This is a genomic window from Kitasatospora sp. NPDC057936, assembly GCF_042887525.1.
Classification (GTDB): Bacteria; Actinomycetota; Actinomycetes; order Streptomycetales; family Streptomycetaceae; genus Kitasatospora.
In genome coordinates this window covers 1-22,042 of the sequence record NZ_JBHVPD010000053.1, presented here as the reverse complement: position 1 = coordinate 22,042, position 22,042 = coordinate 1, and the positions used below count along the sequence as shown (strand labels likewise).

The following is a 22,042-nucleotide window of genomic DNA, read 5'->3' as shown; positions in this document are numbered from 1 at the left end:
CGACATCTCAGGGCCGATCCGCACAGTTGGCGAGGTGACCACTGATACGCGCAAAGCAACTATCGATCAACCGACCGGCTTTCGGAATCCGCGTCACATCTCTTTTCAATTACGCGCCGGACCCGGCCCGGACAATGCTCGCCAAATTCCCGCATATCGCATACGGGATCACCCGTTCCGATCTCCGGAAGGCGGACGATGATCTCCGGTATTCGCGCGTTTACGAGGAGTAATCGATCTTTTTCCGGCGTTTGCGCAGCACAGCGCAGGGCGCGCCCTCGAATCGAGGACGCGCCCTTGGTGTGCGCCGCCTTGCCGCGACGTCGACCGAATTGTTACCCGGCCGCGGCGGCCCCCCTCCCGTTGTCCCGCTCGGCCGCGCTCTACCCGATCTCGCGCTCCGCCGCGCTCTACCTGATCTCGCGCTCCGCCGCGCTCTACCCGATCTCGCGCTCCGCCGCGAAGTGACACGCCGACTCGTGCCGGGCCGCCCCGTCCAGCCACGACGGCGCCGCGAGCAGCGGGACCTCCACCGCGCACCGCTCCTGCGCCTTCCAGCAGCGCGTGCGGAAGCGGCAGCCCGACGGCGGGTTCGCCGGCGAGGGGACGTCCCCGGTCAGCACGATCCGGTCCCGCGACTCCCGCGCGGTCGGGTCGGGCACCGGCACGGCCGACAGCAGCGCCTGGGTGTACGGGTGGGTGGCGTGGTCGTAGATCTCCGCGTCGGAGCCGATCTCGACCATCTTGCCGAGGTACATCACGCCGACGCGGTCGGAGATGTGCCGGACGATCGAGAGGTCGTGCGCGATGAACATGTACGAGAGGTTGAACTCGCCCTGGAGCTTCTCCAGCAGGTTGATCACCTGCGCCTGGACGGACACGTCCAGGGCGGAGACCGGCTCGTCACAGATGATGATCTCCGGCTTGAGCGCCAACCCCCGGGCGATGCCGATGCGTTGACGCTGACCGCCGGAGAACTGGTGCGGATACCGGTTGATGTACTCCGGGTTGAGCCCGACGACGTCCAGCAGATCCTGAACGGCCTTGCGGCGGTCGCCCTTCGGCGCCACCTCCGGGTGGATCTCGAACGGCTCTCCGATGATGTCCCCGACCGTCATGCGCGGGTTCAGCGACGTGTACGGGTCCTGGAACACCATCTGGATGTTCCGCCGCACGGCCTTCAGCGCCGACCCCGACAGCCGGGAGATCTCCTCGCCCTTGTACCGGACGGATCCCCCGGTGGCCGGCTCCAGGCTCATCAGCACCTTCGCCAGCGTGGACTTCCCGCAGCCCGACTCGCCCACGATGCCCAGCGTCTCCCCCTGCATCAGGTCGAAGGAGACCCCGTCCACCGCCTTCACCGCGCCGACCTGCTTCTTGAGCAGCACCCCCTTCGTCAGCGGGAAGTGCTTGACCAGGTCGCGGACTTCGAGGATCGGCTCGCCGCGCGCCACGTTCTGGTCGAACACGAGCTCCTCCGGCGTGGTCGCCGCCGCCGTGGTCGCCCCCAGCGCACTCGCCCCGTTACCGGCCATGGAGGGTCTCCTTCCAGAAGAAGCACGCGCTGCCCCGCCCGGCCAGCGCGGTGCCGTCCTCCTCGGTCACGGGGTACAGCTCCGGCACCTCGGCCCGGCAGACGTCCTGCGCCCGCGGGCAGCGCGGGTTGAACGCGCAGCCCTTCGGGATCCGCAGCAGGTTGGGCGGCAGCCCCTTGATGGCGTAGAGCTCCTGGCCCTTCTGGTCCAGTCGCGGGATCGAATCCAGCAGGCCCCGGGTGTACGGGTGGGCCGGGCGCGCGTACAACTCGTGCACGGGCGCCGTCTCGACGATCCGCCCCGCGTACATCACCGCGATCTTGTCCGCGACGTCGGCCACCACGCCGAGGTCGTGGGTGATCAGGATCAGGCCCATCTGGAACTCCGCCTGGAGCTCCGCCAGCAGGTCCATCACCTGGGCCTGCACCGTCACGTCCAGCGCCGTCGTGGGCTCGTCGGCGATGATCAGGTCCGGTTCGAGGGCCAGCGCCATCGCGATCATGATGCGCTGACGCATGCCACCGGAGAACTGGTGCGGGTAGTCGTTCACCCGCTGCGCCGCCGCCGGGATGCGTACGCGGTCCATCAGCTCGACGGCCTTGTCCTTGGCCTCCTTGCGGGACGTCCCCTGGTGCGCCCGGAACATCTCGCCGAGCTGGAAGCCCACGCTGAGCACCGGATTGAGCGAGGACAGCGCGTCCTGGAAGATCATCGCGATCTTCCGGCCGCGGATGCGCCGCCGCTCCTCCCGGCCCATCTTCAGCATGTCCTGGCCGCGGAAGCGGATCTCGCCGCGCGGGATGCGGGCCGGCGGCATGTCCAGGATGCCCATGATCGCCTGCGCCGTCACCGACTTGCCCGACCCGGACTCCCCGAGCACCGCCAGCGTCTCCCCCGCCCGGACGCTGTAGTTGACCCCGTTGACCGCCCGGGCCACGCCGTCCCGGGTGACGAACTCGACGTGCAGGTCGCGCACGTCGAGCAGCGGTCCCTCGTACGGCGCGTCCCGCCCGGGTTCGGTGGTGTCCACAGCTGTAGTCACGATGCGTTCCCCTCGCTCAGCGAAGCTTCGGGTCGAGGGCGTCGCGCACCGCGTCGCCCAGCATGATGAAGGCCAGCACGGTGACGGAGAGCGCCGCGGCCGGGAAGAACAGGACGTACGGCGCCGTCCGGATCACCTTCTGGGCGGAGGAGATGTCGATGCCCCAGGAGATGGTCGGGTCCTGCAGGCCGATGCCGAGGAAGCTCAGCGTCGCCTCGGTCGCGATGTAGCCGCCGAGCGCGATGGTCGCGACGACGATCACCGGCGCGATCGCGTTCGGCAGGATGTGCCGGAACATCAGCCGTCCGGTCCCGGCCCCGAGTGCCCGTCCGGCCACCACGTAGTCGGCCTGTTTGACGGTCAGCACGGCGCCGCGCATGACGCGGGCGATCTGGGTCCAGCCGAGGAAGCCGAGGGCGATGACCACGCTCCACACCGTGCGGGTGGCGAACGCGTTCAGCAGCACCAGCGAGCCGAGCAGCAGCGGGATCCCGAAGAAGATGTCGACGATCCGGGAGATCACCGCGTCCACGCCGCCGCCGAAGTACCCGGCGACCATGCCGGCCAGGCCGCCGAGCACGGTGACCGCCGCGGTGACGCAGATGCCGACGGTGATCGAGGCGCGGGCGCCGTACACGACGCGGGCGAAGATCGACCGGCCCTGTCCGTCGTAGCCGAACCAGCCGGCCCCGAACACGTCCGACCAGTCCGGCCGGCGCAGGTAGTTGTGCACCAGGTCGGCCTTGCGCGGGTCGGCGTCGGTGAACGCCCACGGGAAGATCGCCATGACGACCAGCAGCAGGATGAGCACCGCCGAGATCAGGAAGATCGGGCGCCGCCGCAGGTCCCGCCAGGCGTCGCCCCAGAGGCTGCGGGCCTCCTCGCGCTTGACCGGGTCGGCCTCGACCAGGGTGTCCTGCTCGACGGCCATGCCCTGCTCGCCCGCGTAGTCCAGGCGCGAGACGCCGGGCTTGGGGTGCGGTTCGAAGGACTCTTCGTCATGGATGTCAGGCATAGCGGATCCTCGGGTCCAGGACCGCGTAGAGCAGGTCGACGAGGAGGCTGGCGACCAGGTAGACGATCACCAGGACGGTCACGATGCCGACCACCGTCGGCCCCTCCTTCTGGTTGATCGCCCGGTACAGGACGTTGCCGATGCCCTGCACGTTGAAGATGCCCTCGGTGACGATCGCGCCGCCCATCAGGGCGCCCAGGTCGGTGCCGAGGAACGTGACCACCGGGATCAGCGAGTTGCGCAGCAGGTGGCGGGAGATGATGGTCCGCCGGGGCAGGCCCTTGGCGACCGCGGTGCGCATGTAGTCGGCCCGCAGGTTCTCGCCGATGGAGGTGCGGGTGAGCCGGGCGACGTACGCGAGCGAGAGCGAGCCGAGCACCATCGCCGGCAGGAGCAGCTGGGACAGGTCGTAGCTGTCCTGCACCGTCGGGGTGACCCAGCCCAGGTTGGTGGCGAACACCGTCTGCGCGATGTACGCGAGCACGAAGACCGGGATGGAGATCACCAGCAGGGTGAGGATCAGCACCAGGGTGTCCTGGAGGCTGCCGCGTTTGAGGCCGGAGACGAGCCCGAGGCACAGGCCGAGGACCATCTCGAACACGAAGGCCAGCAGCGCGAGCCGGATGGTGACCGGGAAGGCGTCCGCCATGATGTCGGTGACCGGACGGCCGGTGAAGCTGGTCCCGAAGTCCCCCTGGAAGAGGTTGCCCATGTAGTGCAGGTACTGCTTCCAGACCGGCTGGTCGAGGTAGTACTTGTGCTTGATGCTGGCCACCACGGCCGGATCGGCGGCCTTCTCGCCGAACAGCGCCGCCACCGGGTCGCCCGGCAGCGTGTAGACCATCAGGAAGATCAGCAGCGTGGTGCCGAGGAACACCGGGATCATCTGCAGCACCCGACGCAGCACGTAACTGCCCATCCGAGCCTCCTTCCGAGGTGGCCGGGCCCCGCCCTCCGTGCGGTGAGGGCGGGGCCGGCGGGAGAGGGGATCAGCCCTTGACCTCGACCTGGGTCCAGGCCGGGTTGCCGAAGGAGTCGAACTTCACGTTCTGCACCTTGGTCGAGTAGCCCGAGTTGGTGCGGTAGTACCAGAGCGGGATGGCCGGCATGTCGCCGGGCAGCACCGCCTCGGCCTGCTGGTAGCCGGTGACCGTGTCGGCGACGCTGGCGGCCTCGTCGGCCTGCTTGGCGGCCTGGTCGAACTGCGGGCTGCTGTACCCCGTGTCGTTGGACGCGGCGCCGGTGCGGTACACGTCCGCGAGGAAGTTGGCGTTCAGCGGGTAGTCCTGCACCCAGCCCGTCCGGAACATGCCGTTGACCTGGTGCCCGGTGATCGCCGCGCGCGCGGTCTTGAAGTCGGGCTTCGGGTCGCCGGTGCAGTCCACCCCGGTGCTCTGCCGGATCGAGTTGCACACCGCGTCGACCCACTCCTTGTGGCCGCCGTCCGCGTTGTACAGGATGGTCAGCTTGTTGCCGGGGACACCGCCGCCCTCGGTGATCAGCGTCTTCGCCTTGGCCGGGTCGAACTTGCAGAAGTCGCCGCAGGCGCCTTCCTTGTAGCCCTCGACGCCTTCGGCCACCCAGGCGCTGGCGGCCTTGCGGGAGCCCTGGAGCACGGTCTTGGTGATGGTGTCGCGGTCGATCGCCATCGAGATGCCCTGGCGGACCTTGGCCTTGTCGGGCGCGGACCAGTCGGCCTGGTAGAGCGTGAACCCGACGTTCTGGATGGCGCCCTGGGGGGAGTCGATCGCCCGGTCGCCGAGGTCGCTCTTGTAGGTGGCCAGCGCGGACGGCGGCACCTGGTCCATCACGTCGAGGTTGCTGGACTGGAGGTCGGCGTAGGCGGCCTCGGACGTGTTGTACATCTTGAAGACGACGCCGCCGTTCTTCGGCTTGTCCACGCCCTGGTAGTCCGGGAAGGCCTTGGTGACCACCTGCTGGTTGTGGGACCAGCTGACGAACTGGTACGGCCCGTTGCCGACGGGCTTCTGCCCGTACCCGGCCGGGTCCTTGAAGAAGCCGTCCGGCAGCGGCGAGAAGGCGATGTAGCCGAGCTTGTACTCGAAGTACGAGACCTTGTTGCTCAGCTTGACCGTGAAGTGCAGGTCGTCGGTGACGCTCAGGCCGGACATCTTGTCCGTGGTCGGCTGGCCGGTGGCCGGGTGGACGTCCTTGTAGCCCTCGATGTCGGAGAACCAGGAGCTGTTGATCTGGTTGTTGGTGGTGGCCGCGCCCCAGTTCCAGGCGTCGACGAAGTTCTTGGCGTGCACCGGGGTGCCGTCGTGGAACTTCCACCCGTCCTTCAGCGTGACGGTGTAGGTCTGCGAGTCGCTGGTGTCGATCTTGTCGGCGACCTGCATGCGGATCTTCGCGGTGCCGGGGTCGTAGTCCACGAGCCCCTTGAACAGGTTCTGGATGATGCGACCGCCGCCGGTCTCGTTCGCGTTGGCGGGCTGGAGCGGGTTCTGCGGCTCACTGCTCTGGTAGCTGAAGGTCTTGCTGGTGTCCGACGAACTGCTGCCGCCCCCGCTGCTGCTGCACCCGGTGGCCACCAGGGCCACGGACGTCGCAGCGGCGAGGACCCAACGAGCACGGGCGGCTACGGGCATGGAGGTCCCTCCTCAGGGTGTGTGTCGCATCACACCCCATGAGAAGCGCGCCCCGGCGACGGCGCGAGTCGAGTACCCCCGGATGGGTGCGGTGACCGCCCGCGGAGTTGACGCAGCGCCGGATCGACGCAGCGCCGGATCTACGCAGCACCGGACCTACCGAATGCCGGAAGGGCCCGTGGCGGGAAGCCACGGGCCCTTCCGGGTGCGTCACGGGTGCCGTCGGTCAGGCCGCGGCCGTCTCCGTCTCGCGCACCTCGGCGAAGTGACAGGCCGACTCGTGCGCGGCCGCGCCCTTGAGCAGCGAGGGCACCGCGAGCAGCGGCATCTCCTCGGAGCAGCGGTCCTCCGCCTTCCAGCAGCGGGTGCGGAAGCGGCAGCCGGACGGCGGGTTGGCCGGCGAGGGGATGTCGCCGGTCAGGATGATCCGGTCGCGGTGCTCGCGCGCCGTCGGGTCCGGCACCGGCACCGCGGAGAGCAGCGCCTGGGTGTACGGGTGGGTGGCGTTCTCGTAGATCTCCTCGTCCGAGCCGATCTCGACCATCTTGCCGAGGTACATCACGCCGACGCGGTCGGAGATGTGCCGGACGATGGAGAGGTCGTGGGCGATGAACATGTACGAGAGCCCGAAGTCGCTCTGCAGCTGCTCCAGCAGGTTGATCACCTGCGCCTGGACGGACACGTCCAGGGCGGAGACCGGCTCGTCGCAGATGATGATCTCGGGCTTGAGCGCGAGGCCGCGGGCGATGCCGATGCGCTGGCGCTGACCGCCGGAGAACTGGTGCGGGTACCGGTTGATGTACTCCGGGTTCAGGCCGACGACGTCCAGGAGGTCCTGGACGGCCTTGCGGCGGTCGCCCTTCGGCGCCACCTCGGGGTGGATCTCGAACGGCTCGCCGATGATGTCGCCGACCGTCATGCGCGGGTTCAGCGACGTGTACGGGTCCTGGAACACCATCTGGATGTTCCGGCGCACGGCCTTGAGGGCCTGGCCGGTCAGCTTGGAGATGTCCTCGCCCTTGAACAGCACCTGGCCGGAGGTGGCCCGCTCCAGGTTCATCAGCACCTTGGCCAGCGTGGACTTGCCACAGCCGGACTCGCCGACGATGCCGAGCGTCTCGCCCTTCATCAGGTCGAAGGAGATGCCGTCGACCGCCTTGACCGCGCCGACCTGCTTCTTGAAGAGGATGCCCTGGGTCAGCGGGTAGTGCTTGACCAGGTCCTTGACCTCCAGGATGGGCTCAGCCATGGAGGGTCTCCTTCCAGAGGTGGCACGCGCTGCGGCGGCCGGTGAGCTCCTTGCCGTCCTTGTCGGTCACCTGGTGCAGCGCCGGGATCTCCGTGCGGCACAGGTCGGTGGCGACGTCACAGCGGGGGTTGAACGCGCAGCCGGCCGGGACCTTCAGCAGGTTCGGGGGCAGACCCTTGATCGCGTACAGCTCCTGGCCCTTCTGGTCCAGGCGCGGGATGGAACGCAGGAGGCCCTTGGTGTACGGGTGCGCCGGGTTGGCGTACAGGTCGCGCACCGGGGCCGTCTCGACGATCCGGCCGGCGTACATGACGGCGATCTTGTCCGCGACGTCGGCGACCACGCCGAGGTCGTGGGTGATCAGGATCAGGCCCATGTTGTACTCGGCCTGCAGCTCGGCGAGGAGGTCCATCACCTGGGCCTGGACGGTCACGTCCAGGGCGGTGGTGGGCTCGTCGGCGATGATCAGGTCGGGCTCCATGGAGAGCGCCATCGCGATCATGATGCGCTGGCGCATGCCGCCGGAGAACTGGTGCGGGTAGTCGCCGACGCGCTGCCTGGCGGCGGGGATGCGGACCCGCTCCATCAGCTCGATGGCCTTCTCCCGGGCCTCCTTCTTGGAGGCGCCGCGGTGCACCCGGAACATCTCGCCCAGCTGGGCGCCGACGGTCATGACGGGGTTCAGCGAGGACAGCGCGTCCTGGAAGATCATCGCGATCTTCTGGCCGCGGATCTGCCGGCGCTCCTCCTCCTTCATGGCCAGCATGTCCTGGCCGCGGAAGAGGATCTGGCCCTGGCTGATCTTGCCGGGCGGCATGTCGAGGATGCCCATGATGGTCTGGGCGGTCACCGACTTGCCGGAGCCGGACTCGCCGAGCACCGCCAGGGTCTCACCGGCGGCCACGGAGTAGTTGACTCCGTTCACGGCCTTCGCGACGCCGTCCCGGGTGTGGAACTCCACGTGGAGGTCCTTGACCTCCAGCAGCGGGGTGCCAACTTCGAGCCGGCCGCTCTTCTGGTTCTTCTCGATCACGGTGGTCATCGGGTCGTCACCTCTTCTCTCAGCGGAGCTTCGGGTCGAGGGCGTCGCGCACCGCGTCGCCGAGCATGATGAAGGCCAGCACGGTGACGCTCAGGACCGCGGCGGGGAAGAGCAGCACGTGCGGGGCCGCCAGGAAGCGGACCTGGGCGTCGCTGATCATCAGGCCCCAGGAGATCTCCGGCGACTGGACGCCGATGCCCAGGTAGGACAGGGCGGACTCGGCGCCGATGTAGACACCCAGGCTGATCGCGGCGACGACGATGACCGGCGCGATGGCGTTCGGCAGGATGTGCCGGAAGGTGATCCGGCCGGCACCCGCGCCCAGGGCTCGGGCGGCCATCACGTAGTCGTTGTTCTTGTTCGCCAGCACCGAGGCGCGCATGATGCGGTAGATCTGCGGCCAGCCGAGGACGGCCATCACCAGGGAGACGGTGTAGGCGTTGCCCTTGCCGAGCATCGACATGATCAGCATGCCGCCGAGCAGGGTCGGGATCGAGAAGAAGATCTCGGTGAACCGCGACAGGACCGAGTCGACGATCCCGCCCTTCCAGCCGGCCAGCAGGCCGAGGAGGGAGCCGACCACGGTGACCATGGTGGTGGTCAGGATGCCGACGATGATCGAGTTGCGGGCGCCCCAGATGGTGCGGGTGTAGTTGTCGCAGCCCTGGACGTCGTAGCCGAACCAGTGGTCGGCGCTCGGACGCTCCAGCGAGTGCGACAGGTCGCACGCGTTGTTGTCGAACGGGCTGCCGTCGGTGAACCACTGCGGCACGATCGAGATGACGATCAGCGCCAGCACCAGCACGCCGCCGATGATGAACATCGGGTTGCGGCGCAGGTCGCGGACCGCGTCCGACCACAGGCTGGCAACGCGCTCCGGCTTCTGCTTCTTCGCCGGCGCGGCCTTCGGGCTGTTGTCCCCGGCCGGCGCCGAGGCGTCCTTGGTGATGGTGTCACTCATAGCGAATCCTCGGGTCGAGCACGGCGTACAGCATGTCCACGAGCAGGGTGGTCACGAGGTAGATCATCACCAGCAGCGTGACGACGCCGACGATGATCGTGCCCTGCTTCTGGTACACGGCCTGGGCGAGCAGACCGCCGATGCCGTGGATGTTGAAGATCTTCTCGGTGATCACCGCACCGCCCATCAGGCCACCGAGGTCGGCGCCGAGGAAGGTGACGATCGGGATCAGCGCGTTGCGCAGGGCGTGCCGGCCGATCACCCGACGGCGCTTCAGGCCCTTGGCGACGGCGGTGCGGACGTAGTCCGCGCGCATGGTCTCCATCAGGCTGGTGCGGGTCAGTCGGGCGACGTACGCGAGCGAGAGCGACGCGAGGACGAAGGCCGGCAGCAGGTAGGCCCGGATTCCGTCCTCCTCGTTGAAGGAGACCGAGAAGAAGTCGATGCCGTACGAGTTCTTCAGCTGGACGCCGAGCACCAGCTGGAGGATGAAGCCGGTGACGAAGACCGGGACCGAGATGACCAGCAGGGTGCTCAGGAGGACCAGCTGGTCGAGGAACTTGCCCTTGCGCAGGGCCGCCATGACACCCGCCGCCACACCGACGACCGCCTCGATGACGAACGCCACCATGCCGAGGTTCAGGGTGTAGGGGAAGGCGTCGCCGATCATGTCGCTCACGCTGCGACCCTGCAGGCTCTCGCCCAGGTCGCCCTGGAAGACGCCCGAGATGTAGTGCCAGTACTGAACGAGGAACGGGTCGTTCAGGTGGTACCTCTGACGGATCATCTCCGCCACGATCGGGTCGGCGCGCTTCTCACCGGCCAGCGCCTGCACCGGGTCACCCGGCAGCGAGAAGACGATGAAATAGATCAGGAACGTCGCACCGATGAGAACAGGGATCGCCTGTATCAACCGGCGGATCACATAGCGGCCCATCAGACCTCCATACTTTCGGACAAGGAAGGGAGGCGGGCGAGCCGGACTGTGGTCCGGTCCACCCGCCCCCGATCGTCTGACTACCGGATCAGCCGGCCATCTCAACTTCGGCCAGGTTGTAGCGCATCTGCGCATCCGTGTTGAAGTTCTTGATCTTCTTGGTGTACGCAGCGGAGGACTGGTACGTGTAGACCGGGATGTACGGCATGTCCTTGATCAGGATGTCGTCGGCCTGCTGGTAGAGCTTGATGCCCTCGTCCTCGGTCTTCGCCCCGTCGGCCTGGGTCAGCAGGCTCTCGAACTGGTCGTTGACGTAACCGCCGTAGTTCGAGCCGCTGTCGATGGCGACCTTGGAGAAGATCGGGCGCAGGTAGTCCTCGATCGACGGGTAGTCCATCGACCAGGCCATGCGGAAGGCGCCCTGGTACTGCTTGGCCTGGAGCGCGTCCAGGATCTTGCCGAACTTCTCGAACGGCTTGAAGGTGACCTCGACGCCGAGGTTCTTCTTCAGCTGGTTGCCGACGGCCTCGATCCACTCCTTGTGGCCGCCGTCGGCGTTGTAGCCGAGCTCCAGGGTGTTGCCCGGCAGACCGCCGGCCTGGGTGAAGAGGTCCTTGGCCTTGGCCGGGTCGTACTTGCAGGCGTCGCCGCAGGCGTCCTTGCGGTAGCCGTTGATCAGCGGGCTGACGAAGTCCGAGGCCGGGACGCGGGTGCCGGCGAAGATCGTCTTGGTGATCTGGTCACGGTCGATCGCCATCGAGATCGCCTTGCGGATCTCCGGCTTCTGGTAGGCCGGGTTGTAGGCGATCGGGAAGCCGATGTAGCCGATGCCCGACTCCGGCTTGTTGATGTAGCGGTCGCCGAACTCGCTGGCGACGGTGGACATCGCGGAGATCGGGAGCTTGTTGGTGGCCTGGATGTTGTCGGCGCGCAGGTCGTTGTACGCGGTGTCCAGGTTGTCGTAGATCTTGAAGGTCACGTTCTGCAGGTGGGCCTTGGTGCCACCGTAGTTGTCGTAACGCTTGATCTTGATCTGCTTGTTGTGGTCCCAGTCGCCGTCCATCTGGAAGGGACCGTTGCCGATGGGGTGCTCGCCGAACGCCTTCGGGTCAGAGAAGAACGCCGTCGGCAGCGGGTAGAACGGGTTGTAACCCAGCATCGTCTTGAACTGCGAGAACGGCGCCTTCAGGGTGACGGTGAAGGTCTTGTCGTCGACGACCTTCAGGCCCTTGAGCTCCTTGGCGGTCGGGGTCTTGCCCTTGCCCGGAGCCAGCTCGTCGGAGCCGAGGATCTTGTCGTAGAAGGGCAGGCCCTCGGCGGCGTTGTCCTGGTTGGCACCCCAGTTCCAGGCGTCCACGAAGGACTTGGCGGTGACCTTCTCGCCGTTGTGGAAGGTGTAGCCGTCCTTGAGCTTGATCGTCCAGGTCGTGCTGTCCGCGGAGTCGATCGACTCGGCCATCGCGAGCTTCGGCGCGTTGGTCTTGATGTCGTAGTCGACCAGACCGGTGAACAGCGAGTACACGACCTGCGTGCCCTCGGACTCCGCGGTGTTCTGCGGAACCAGACCGTGCTGGGGCTCACCGAGCTGGACGGCGATGCTGCCGCCGTCCTTCGAGGCCGAGTCGCTGCTCTTCGAGCTGGTGCTGCAAGCGGTCGCGGCCAGGGCGATCGCGGTCGCCGCAACGAGCCACTTGGTCTGGGTTGCACCACGCATGGGGGATGCCTCCTGAAATCGACTTTCCAACGAGGAGAGCACCGCGGTTGGTTGATACCGGATCCGCTGTGCCGTCCGCGCTCGTGGTTTCGGCGCGCACCCCTGCGCGTTAACCCTTGACCCGAGCCTGACTGGCTCCACTATCCGTCACGCACGGACACGAAAGTGACCACTGCCGATCTCAATTAGGTCACATGAACGGTCGGTAAGTTTCGAAAACCGGACATATGAGACATAGCCAGACAGGTACCAAACGGACAGTCGTCATGAATGACGGACTGTCATGTTCGCTCAGCGGACACTCCACTGTGATAGGCGCTATTCCGTTTATACGCGCATCGACAACTTGGGGTGATTGAAAAAGTTCGCCCCCCTCTCCAGTGGAAAGGGGGGCGGAGCTTTCCGGCCAAAGGCCGATCAAACCGTCGGGATCACGCCTTCTTGGCGCGCGAAGCGGTGCGGCCGCGGTCCTTCTGGTCGAGGACGACCTTGCGGATGCGAACCGTTTCCGGGGTCACCTCGATGCACTCGTCCTCGCGGCAGAACTCCAGCGACTGCTCCAGCGAGAGCTTGCGCGGCGGGACGATCGACTCGGCGACGTCGGCGTTCGACGACCGCATGTTGGTGAGCTTCTTCTCCTTGGTGATGTTCACGTCCATGTCGTCGGAGCGCGAGTTCTCACCGACGATCATGCCCTCGTACACCTCGGTGCCCGGCTCGCAGAAGAGCACGCCGCGCTCCTGCAGGTTGGTCATCGCGAAGGCGGTGACCACGCCGGCCCGGTCGGCGACCAGCGAGCCGTTGTTGCGGGTGGTCAGCGTGCCGAACCACGGCTCGTGGCCCTCGTGGATCGAGTGGGCGATGCCGGTGCCGCGGGTGTTGGTGAGGAACTCGGTGCGGAAGCCGATCAGGCCGCGGGACGGCACGACGAACTCCATGCGGACCCAGCCCGAGCCGTGGTTGGACATGTTGTCCATCCGGCCCTTGCGGATGCCCATGAGCTGGGTGACGGCACCCATGTGCTCCTCGGGGACGTCCACGGTGAGGCGCTCGACCGGCTCGTGCGTCTTGCCGTTGACCTCCTTGGTGACCACCTGCGGCTTGCCGACGGTCAGCTCGAAGCCCTCGCGGCGCATGGTCTCGATCAGGATGGCCAGCGCCAGCTCACCACGGCCCTGCACCTCCCAGGCGTCCGGGCGCTCGGTGTCCAGGACGCGCAGCGAGACGTTACCGATGAGCTCGCGGTCCAGGCGGTCCTTCACCTGGCGGGCGGTGACCTTGCGGTCCACCTTGGCGCCGGCCTTGGCGTCCGCGCCCTTGCCGCTGCCGCCACGGCCGACGAGCGGCGAGGTGTTGGTGCCGATGGTCATCGAGATGGCCGGCTCGTCCACCGTGATCAGCGGCAGCGCGATCGGGTTCTCCGGGTCGGCCAGGGTCTCGCCGATCATGATGTCGCCGATGCCGGCGACGGCGCAGATGTCACCGGGGCCGGCGACCTCGGCCGGCTTGCGGGTGAGCGCCTCGGTCATCAGCAGCTCGGAGATGCGGACGTTCTGGATCGAGCCGTCGCGCTTGATCCAGGCCACGGTCTGGCCCTTGCGCAGCTCGCCCTGCTCGACGCGCAGCAGCGCGATGCGGCCGAGGAAGTTGTCGGCGTCCAGGTTGGTGACGTGGGCCTGGAGCGGGGCGTCCTCGTCGTAGCTCGGGGCCGGGACGTGCTCCAGCAGGGTGGAGAAGAACGGCTCCAGGCTGGTGCTGTCGGCCGGGACGGTGCCGTTCTCCGGCTTCGTCAGCGACGCGACGCCGTCACGGGCGCAGGCGTAGACGATCGGGAACTCGATCTGGTCCTCGTCGGCGTCCAGGTCCAGGAAGAGGTCGTAGGTCTCGTTGATGACCTCGTCGATCCGGGAGTCCGGGCGGTCCGTCTTGTTGATGCAGAGGATGACGGGCAGACGGGCCGAGAGCGCCTTGCGGAGCACGAAGCGGGTCTGCGGCAGCGGGCCCTCGGAGGCGTCGACGAGGAGCACGACCGCGTCCACCATCGACAGACCGCGCTCGACCTCGCCACCGAAGTCGGCGTGGCCCGGGGTGTCGATGATGTTGATGGTGATCGGAGCGCCACCATCCTTGGGGTGGTACTTGACCGCGGTGTTCTTCGCGAGAATGGTGATGCCCTTCTCGCGCTCCAGGTCGTTCGAGTCCATCATGCGGTCGTCGAGGTGCTGGTGGGCCGCGAAGGCGCCGGCCTGCTTCAGCATGGCGTCGACCAGGGTGGTCTTGCCGTGGTCGACGTGGGCGACGATGGCGACGTTACGGATGTCGTTGCGCGTGGGCATGCCTAGCGGATTCTCCCGGAATCGTGGGTTACGGCGCCCGGCCGCGAGACGCGCACTTGCGGCCGCCGTCGGCCGCCGTCACCCGTTCGCCTGCTACTACCGGTCCACCCGCCGGGCATCTGGACACGCCCCGGCTTTCTCCTATGGTACGGGGAAGGGCGCACCGGGGCAGAAACGAGCCCGTCCGGCGGGATCAAGATCACAGCCGGGTCACGCCGGGCTACGGCGTCACGGCCCACCCGACGTCCTGGAAGCGCGGCCAGTCGAAGCCCCACACCCCGGCCCCGGCCACGCCCGAGCGGACGCCCACCAGCTCCGGCCGCTGGTAGAGCGGCACCGAGTGGCCGAGCTGCCAGATCCGGACGTCGGCCTCCTGGAGCAGGTCCAGACGGGTGGCCCGGTCGAGCTCGCCGGCCGCCCGGTCGAAGAGGCGGTCGATCTCCTCGGTGCCGCTGCGGGCGTAGTTGCTGCCCGGGTCGAGGGCGCCGTCGGGGTCGGGCCGGGGCTTGGCGTAGGCGGGCCGCTGCTCGCTCGCCGGACTGGGGCCGGCCGGCCAGGAGAACAGGGCGAGGTCGTAGTCGCCCACCGCGAGGTGGTCCTTGACGAAGGTGTCGGCGGGCGCGGTCACCGTCCGCAGGGCGACGCCCTGCTCGGCGAGGCCGGCGGTGAGGGCGTCGGCAGTGCGCTTGGCGGTCGCGGAGCCCGCCGGGACGAGCAGGTCGAGGGTGAGCGGCTTGCCGTCCTTGGCCCGCGTGCCGCCGCCGTCCGGCCGCTTCCACCCGGCCTCGTCGAAGAGCCGGGCGGCGTCGGCCGGGCCTGCGGCCGCGCTGTTGTCGCGGTAGCCGTCCTGGTCCCCCGCGAGGAGGTGGCTGCCCAGGGCGGCCGGGGCGACGCCGAGCGGGGTGAGGGCCGCGGCGGCGACCCGCCGCCGGTCGACGGCCCGGCCGAGCGCGAGGCGCAGCGCCGGGTCGGTGAGCGGGCCCCGGGCGGCGTTGAGGGTGAGCTGGGTGAGCGAGGCGGCGGCGGCCCGGTGCACGGTGATCCCGGGCAGCGACTCGGCCCGCCGCAGGGCGAGCGCGGCCGCCTCGGGCGCGGCGGCGGGCGGTGCGGCGGCGGGCGGTGCGGCCGCGGAGGGGCTCGCGGACGGCGCCGGGGGCACCGCCCGGTCCACCGCGGCGGTGACCGGGGCGATGTCCAGCAGGTCCTGGTCCAGGGCGTCGAGGCGCCGTTCGGGGGCCGCCGCGAGGAAGTCGATCCGGTCCGCCTTCGGCCGGTCGCCCCACCAGAGCGGGTTGCGCTCCAGCGTCACCCGTCCGTCCTCGGCGTCGTACCGGGACACCGCGTACGGCCCGGCGCCGAGGTGGCCCCCGCCCGCGAGCGCCTGGTTGAACGCCGCCGCGGTGGACGTCTCGGCGGCCGGGTACAGCGGTCCGAAGAGGGACGGCCAGTCGGCGCAGGGCCGCCGGAAGGTGACCTTGACCTCGTGCGGGTCGGCGCCCTGGCCGATCGAGTCGATGGCGTCGTACCCGGCCGGGTGCCCGCCCCGGTACGCCGGGTCGAGGCCGGAGAGCGCGGCCCGCTGGGCGATCAGGTCGGCGGCGGTCAGCGGGGTGCCGTCGCTCCAGACGGCGTGCGGGTTGAGCCGGTAGGTGACGACCTGCGGCCGCTGACCGGGCGGGGTGGACTCGGCGCCGGCCAGGTAGTCCGGGTCGGGGACGAGCCGGCCGTGCCCGTCGGGCCGGAAGAGCGACGGGTAGAGGGCGTGCGCGAGCAGCGCCGAGTCGGCGGTCGCGGCGGGCTGGTAGACGTTGAGCGTCGCGGGGACGCGGTCCACCGCCCAGCGCAGCGTCCCGCCGTCCCGGACGGCGGCGCGGTCGGCGGGCCGGACGTCCCCGGTGGCGGCGGTGGCCTCGGGGGCGGGCTCGGGGGCCGGGGGCCGGGCCGGGGCCGGGCGGTCGGAGCAGCCGCCGAGCACGGCGGCGAGCAGCAGCGCGGCGGCTGCGGCGGTGAGCTGGCGGACGCGCATGGCGGCCATCGAACGCCGACCGGCCGGTCGCGCCCGCGCCGACACGGCGGGCCGCCGGGCGACTGCACCCGGACGGCCGATCCCCCGGACGCCTCAGAGCGCCAGCTCGAACCAGACGATCTTGCCCTTGGGCGTCCGCCGGCTGCCCCAGCGCTCGGCGAGCAGGCTGACGAGCTGCAGGCCGCGCCCGCCCTCGTCGGTCTCCTGCGCGCGGCGCTGCCGGGGCTGGGCGTAGCCGTCGTCCCAGACCTCGCAGACCATCCCGCGGTCGCGCAGCAGCCGCAGCCGGATCTCGCCCCGCCCGTGCTTGAGCGCGTTGGTGACCAGCTCGCTGACGAGCAGCTCGGTGGTGTCGACGAGCTCGTCCAGGCCGCGGGCGAGCAGCCAGCTGCAGGCGAGTTCGCGGGCCTTGGCGACGGACGTGGGCTCGGGCGGCAGAAACCAGTTGCCGACGCTGTCCTCGGGGAAGGCGTGCACCTTGGCCATCAGGAGGGCGATGTCGTCCTCGCCGTGGTGCGGGTTGAGCTCGCCGAGGACGTGGTCGCAGAGGTCCTCCAGGCCCTTGCCCTCGGCGGAGAGCGCGGTGCGGAAGGCCCGCAGGCCCTCGTCCAGCTGGTGCTTGCGGCTCTCCACGAGGCCGTCGGTGTACAGGCCGAGGACGGCGCCGTCGGGCAGGGTCAGCTCGACCTCCTCGAAGGGCTCGCCGCCGACGCCGAGCGGCAGGCCGGGCGGCACGTCGAGCATCCGGGCGGGCTCGCCGGGGCTGAGCAGGACCGGCGGCAGGTGGCCGGCGTTGGCGAACACGCAGCGCCGGGTGACGGCGTCGAAGACCGCGTAGACGCAGGTGGCCAGGTAGACCTCGCGGGCCTCCTCGTCGGCCGTCGAGGTGAGCCGCCCGTACGGGCTGGCCGGGCCGGCCGGTACGGAGTCGTCGCCGAGGCCGCGGGCGATCTCGTCGAGGGCGCCGAGCACCTCGGCGGGGTCGAGGTCGAGCATCGCGAGAGTGCGCACGGCGGTGCGCAGCTGGCCCATCGCGACGGCGGCGCGCAGGCCGCGGCCCATGACGTCGCCGATGACGAGCGCGGTGCGGTTGCCGGGCAGCGGGATGACGTCGAACCAGTCGCCGCCGACCTCGGTGTTGTTGTTGCTGGGCAGGTAGCGGCAGGCGATCTCCAGGCCGCTGGCGGCCGGGTTGCCGGGCGGCAGGAGGCTGCGCTGGAGGATCAGGGCCCGCTCGTGCTCGCGGCGGTAGAGCCGGGCGTTGTCGATGCAGACGGCGGCGCGGGCGACGAGCTCCTCCGCGATGGCGACGTCGCGGGCGTCGAAGGGCTCGCTGCCGATGGCGCGGGAGAGCTGGACGAGCCCGAGGACCTGGTCGCGGGCGACCAGCGGGACGATCAGCGTGGAGCGCAGCAGCGGGTCGGGCCCCGGCTCGGGGACGACGCTGCGGCCGGTGCGCAGGGCCCGGGCGTGCGGGGAGCGGCGCGGGTAGCAGAGCGTGCCGCCGGCCTCGGCGATGGGCAGGCCGGTGACCGAGCCGAGCACCGAGGAGGCGCCGCCGACGACGCTGGAGACGGCGACCCGGCGCAGCTCGCCGCTGCCGTCGGTGAGGACGGTGTCGCCGAGGCGCCCGGCGCTCGGGACGCTCTCGCCGGAGAGCAGCGCGGTGTACAGGTCGACGGTCGCGAGGTCGCAGAACGGCGGGACGACGACGTCCAGCAGCTCCTTGGCGGTGGTCTCCAGGTCGAGGGTGGAGCCGATGTGCGCGCTGGCCTCGTTGAGCAGCGCGAGGTTGCGGCGCACGCCGTCGGCCTCGCGCTCGGCGACGTGCCGGCTGGTGACGTCGGAGACCTGCCCGGCGACGCCGATGGGCTGGCCCGCGGCGCCGTTGAGGCGGTAGAGCGACACGGCCCAGAGCCGGTTGCCCTCGCGGGTGGGGACGACGCCGTGGAAGCGCAGGTCGAACACGGGCTCACCGGTGGCGAGCACCTTGCGCAGGGCGGCGCTCAGCCGGTCGGCCTCGGAGGGTGGGAAGAGGTCGTGCGGGGTGAGGCCTTCGAGGTCGACCGGGGCGAGGCCCATGCCGGAGGCGAAGGCGTCGTTGACGCGCTGCAGGCGCAGCCGGTCGTCGAACAGGACGAAGCCGGTCGGGGTCTGGCCGAAAACCGCCTCCGAGGCGGCGAGATCGGTCTCCACGCGGCGCAGCCGGCCGAGGTCGACGGCGAGACAGGTGGCGCCGGCGGGCAGGGCGGTGTCCGGCATCAGGTACAGCTCGGCCAGGCCCTCGCCGCCGGCGGCGTCGAGGTACGGGGTGGTGCCGGTCCACTCCTCGCCGCCGAGGGTGCGCTCCAGCCGGGCGCGGCCGCGCTGCCAGAGCTCGCGCGGCACGAACGTGGTGATCGGGTCGGCGCCGACCGCGTCGGTGGCGGGGACGCCGAAGAACTCGGCGGCGCGCTCGCTCCACTGGCTGATCCGCCCGTCGGGGCCGATCGCGAAGGTGGCGACCCGGATGTAGTCGTAGACCGAGCCGGCGCCCGCGTGGGTGCCGACGTGGGCGGCGGCGCCGTGCCGGCCCTCGGCCGCGGCGGCCGCGCGGGCCGTCACCGGGGCGGGCAGGTGCGGTGAACCGGCCTGCCCGGGCACGGCGGCATGACCGCTGCTGCTCGGCGCGTTCCGCGCCGGGGTGCTGTTCAACGGACCGACCCCTCCAACCCGCGACCGTCCGGATGTCGAGAAGACCGAGTATTCATCATCGAGGGGTGCGTTCACACGCCCTCAACATCACAACATCAGATCGGGCGAAGGTTTTTGTCCTACCGCCCGCGCAACCACAATGCCACGCCCGCGCCCCCTGCCGGAGTGCGCGCTCCCCCTGGCCGCCAGGTGGCATATGCAGCTCCGTTCTACTCGCGTCCCGCTGGTCCTCCGCGCCGGCTCACGCCCTCGCCCGCCGCACGCCTCACGGCTCGTCGGGCTCATTACCCGGGAGCGCCTGCTCGAACCAGACGACCTTGCCGATGCCCTCGGCCCTGGCGCCCCAGCGCAGTGCGAGCCGGCGGACCAGCTCCAGGCCCCGGCCGCCCTCGTCCGCCTCGGCCGCGTGCCGCTCGCGGGGCGGGTCGGGAAGCGGGTCGGAGATCTCCACCAGCAGCGTCTCGCCGAGCGTCAGCCGGACCCCGATCGGGGCGCTGGCGTACCGGACGGCGTTCGTGACGAGCTCGCTGACCAGCAGCTCCGCGATGTCGGTCAGCGCCTCGACGCCCCACTCGGCGAGCGTGGAGCGCACCAGCCGCCGGGCCCGGGAGACGGCGGTGGGCTCGGCCGGCAGCGTCCAGCCGGCCGTCGGGGTGCCGGCCTGGCCGTGACCGAGCCGGGCCAGCAGCAACGCGACGTCGTCCGGCTCGCGCCCCTGCTCCATGGTGTCGAGCACGGCCTCGCAGGCGGCCTGGATGGACGCGTGCGGCTCCTGGAGGACGGTGACCAGCCGGCCGAGGCCGACGTCCAGGTCCTTGTCCCGGGACTCGACCAGGCCGTCGGTGCACAGCGCGAGCAGGCTGCCCTCGGGGATCTTCAGTTCGACCGACTCGAACGGGACGCCCCCGACGCCGAGCGGGGCGCCGGAGGGCAGGTCGAGGATCCGGCCGGTGCCGCCGGGCAGCGGGCCGCCGGTGCGGGTCGGCTCCTCGGTCTCCTGGCCGGGCACCACGAGCACCGGGGGGATGTGCCCGGCCTTGGCGACGGTCAGCCGGGCCGTGCCGGGGTCGAAGACGGCGTAGACGCAGGTCGCGAGCAGCGCCTCGTCCGGCCCCTGGGCGAGGTCGTCGGCGAGCTCGTGGACGTGCCGCAGCAGCACGTCCGGCGGCAGGTCGAGGGCGGCGAGCACCCGGACGGCGGTGCGCAGCCGGCCCATGGTCGCGGCGGCGCGCAGGCCGTGGCCCATGACGTCGCCGACGACCAGCGCGGTGCGGTCGCCGGGCAGCGGGATGACGTCGAACCAGTCGCCGCCGACCTCGGTGCCGCTGGAGCCGGGCACGTAGCGGTAGGCGACCTCGACGCCGGTGGGCTGCGGGACCTGCTGCGGGAGCAGGGTGCGCTGGAGGGTGAGCGCGGCGGTGCGCTCGCGGGCGTAGAGGCGGGCGTTGTCGAGGGAGCTGCCGGCCCGGTCGGCGAGTTCGACGGTGAAGGCGAGGTCGTCCCGGTCGAAGCCCTCGCGGTAGCCGGCCCGGCTGACCAGCAGCAGGCCGATCACGATGCCGCGGGCGCGCAGCGGGACGACGAGCATCGAGTGCACGCCGAGGTCGTGCGCGGCCTGCATCTTCGGGTCGCCCGGGTAGGTGACGTCGTTCAGCTGGTCGGCGCCGGAGAGCAGCTCGGGCACGCCGGTGCGCAGCACCCGGCCGCAGGCGGAGTCCTCGGCGAAGGTGATCCGGGCGCCGCGGCGCAGCATCACGTCGACCTCGGGGCCGTCCTGGACGGAGGCGGTGCCGAGCTGGAGCAGCGAGGTGCGCCGGTCGTGGCCGTGGCGGGGCAGGTCGTCGCCGTGGGCGACGGCCTGCAGCAGGATCACCGCGGAGTGGTCGGTGAGCCGGGGGACGACGGAGCCGGCCAGCTCCTGGGCGATCCGGGCGGCGTCGAGGAGGTCGCCGACCCGCGAGCCGAACTCGTTGAGCAGGGAGAGCCGGCGCCGGGCGTGCTCGACCTTGGCGACGGCCCGGTAGCGCTCGGTGACGTCCATGACGGTGCCGGAGATGCCGAGCACCCGGCCGGAGCGGTCGGTCATCCGGCTGTAGGAGATCGAGCGGTAGCCGGAGCGGGCGGTGACCGGCGAGGCGAGGGTGACGTCGATGACCGGCTCGCCGGTGGCCAGCACCTGGCGCTGGATGGCGGTGATCTCGTCGGCGGCCCGCTCGGGCAGGGTCTCGCCGGTGGTGCGGCCGACGTGGTCGTCGGTGGCGACGCCGTTCATCTCGGCGAGCGTCTGGTTGACGGCGGTGTAGCGCAGGTCGGTGTCGAGGACGGCGATGCCGAGCGGGGACTGCTCGAACAGCGCGTCACGCACCGCGAGGTCGCGCTCGACAGCCCGGACGGCGGCCGCCTCGGCCAGGTTGACCTGGAGGAACGGGGTGCCGTCGCCGTCCACCAGCAGCGAGATCCGGGCGTCCACGGCGACCGGCACGCCGTCCCGGTCGCGCAGTTCGGCGGGCCCGGCCCAGCGGCCGTTGCGCAGGGTGTCCCGGATGGCGGCCTGGATCCGGGCGACCTGGTCGTGGTCCGGGATGAGCTCGTCGATCCGGCGGCCGACCAGCAGCTCGTTCGGCCAGCCGAGCAGCTCCTCGGCGGCGGGGCTCCAGAGCACCACGCGGCCGGCCGTGTCGAGGATCGCGATGGCGACCTTGAGCATGTCGAGCAGACTGCCCTCGGCCGGGCTGCCGGCCCCGCCCGGCGGCTCGGTGGGCCCGCCGGGGAACGGGCGGGCGGGCCGGCTGCGCAAACCCGGGGCAGGGACGTCGAGGGTCGGCGCGGGCCGCGGGGTGCCGGCCTCGGCACCGGTCTCTTCTATACATCTCCGAGCCCAC

At 70.4% G+C, this 22,042-nt stretch carries 14 protein-coding genes; all 14 read right to left on the bottom strand.

The window, feature by feature from the left end:
* Positions 1–437 precede the first annotated feature (437 nt).
* The gene (locus ACFVU9_RS25660; protein WP_387597140.1) at positions 438–1,535 is read right to left on the bottom strand and encodes an ABC transporter ATP-binding protein; all 1,098 of its coding nucleotides are present in this window, start codon (positions 1,533–1,535) and stop codon (positions 438–440) included.
* Positions 1,525–2,577 carry an ABC transporter ATP-binding protein gene (locus tag ACFVU9_RS25655; RefSeq protein ID WP_380438144.1) on the bottom strand — a complete coding sequence of 351 codons (1,053 nt, stop codon included), beginning with the start codon at positions 2,575–2,577 and terminating at the stop codon, positions 1,525–1,527. The genes ACFVU9_RS25660 and ACFVU9_RS25655 overlap by 11 nt, the downstream gene beginning before the upstream one ends.
* A gap of 16 nt (positions 2,578–2,593) precedes the next feature.
* Positions 2,594–3,508 carry an ABC transporter permease gene (locus tag ACFVU9_RS25650; protein WP_380438272.1) on the bottom strand — a complete coding sequence of 305 codons (915 nt, stop codon included), beginning with the start codon at positions 3,506–3,508 and terminating at the stop codon, positions 2,594–2,596.
* Positions 3,509–3,584: 76 nt separating this feature from the next.
* On the bottom strand, positions 3,585–4,511 hold the full coding sequence (locus ACFVU9_RS25645; RefSeq protein ID WP_380438143.1) for an ABC transporter permease: 927 nt from the start codon (positions 4,509–4,511) through the stop codon (positions 3,585–3,587).
* A gap of 70 nt (positions 4,512–4,581) precedes the next feature.
* The gene (locus tag ACFVU9_RS25640) at positions 4,582–6,201 is read right to left on the bottom strand and encodes an ABC transporter substrate-binding protein (RefSeq protein WP_380438141.1); all 1,620 of its coding nucleotides are present in this window, start codon (positions 6,199–6,201) and stop codon (positions 4,582–4,584) included.
* 226 nt (positions 6,202–6,427) lie between these two features.
* Entirely contained in the window at positions 6,428–7,450 is a 1,023-nt protein-coding gene (locus tag ACFVU9_RS25635; protein WP_380438139.1) for an ABC transporter ATP-binding protein, read from the bottom strand.
* Complete coding sequence (locus ACFVU9_RS25630; RefSeq protein ID WP_380438137.1) at positions 7,443–8,492, bottom strand: ABC transporter ATP-binding protein; 1,050 nt, start codon at positions 8,490–8,492, stop codon at positions 7,443–7,445. Before ACFVU9_RS25630 ends, ACFVU9_RS25635 begins: the two co-directional genes overlap by 8 nt.
* Before the next feature lie 19 nt (positions 8,493–8,511).
* Positions 8,512–9,453 carry an ABC transporter permease gene (locus tag ACFVU9_RS25625; RefSeq protein WP_380438135.1) on the bottom strand — a complete coding sequence of 314 codons (942 nt, stop codon included), beginning with the start codon at positions 9,451–9,453 and terminating at the stop codon, positions 8,512–8,514.
* A complete protein-coding gene (locus tag ACFVU9_RS25620; RefSeq protein WP_380438133.1) occupies positions 9,446–10,390 on the bottom strand; it encodes an ABC transporter permease in 945 nt (314 codons plus the stop codon). Before ACFVU9_RS25620 ends, ACFVU9_RS25625 begins: the two co-directional genes overlap by 8 nt.
* A gap of 88 nt (positions 10,391–10,478) precedes the next feature.
* A complete protein-coding gene (locus ACFVU9_RS25615) occupies positions 10,479–12,104 on the bottom strand; it encodes an ABC transporter substrate-binding protein (RefSeq protein ID WP_380438130.1) in 1,626 nt (541 codons plus the stop codon).
* A 431-nt stretch (positions 12,105–12,535) separates the two neighbouring features.
* Positions 12,536–14,440, bottom strand: coding sequence for a translational GTPase TypA (gene typA / locus ACFVU9_RS25610; RefSeq protein ID WP_380438128.1), 1,905 nt, complete (start codon positions 14,438–14,440; stop codon positions 12,536–12,538).
* A gap of 220 nt (positions 14,441–14,660) precedes the next feature.
* Positions 14,661–16,466: an ABC transporter family substrate-binding protein gene (locus ACFVU9_RS25605; RefSeq protein ID WP_387597133.1), complete on the bottom strand. Its 1,806-nt coding sequence runs from the start codon at positions 16,464–16,466 to the stop codon at positions 14,661–14,663.
* Positions 16,467–16,559: 93 nt separating this feature from the next.
* Positions 16,560–19,160 (bottom strand): SpoIIE family protein phosphatase, encoded by a 2,601-nt coding sequence (locus tag ACFVU9_RS25600; protein WP_380438124.1) that lies wholly within the window; start codon positions 19,158–19,160, stop codon positions 16,560–16,562.
* A gap of 265 nt (positions 19,161–19,425) precedes the next feature.
* Positions 19,426–21,957, bottom strand: coding sequence for a SpoIIE family protein phosphatase (locus ACFVU9_RS25595; RefSeq protein ID WP_387597130.1), 2,532 nt, complete (start codon positions 21,955–21,957; stop codon positions 19,426–19,428).
* Positions 21,958–22,042 lie beyond the last annotated feature (85 nt).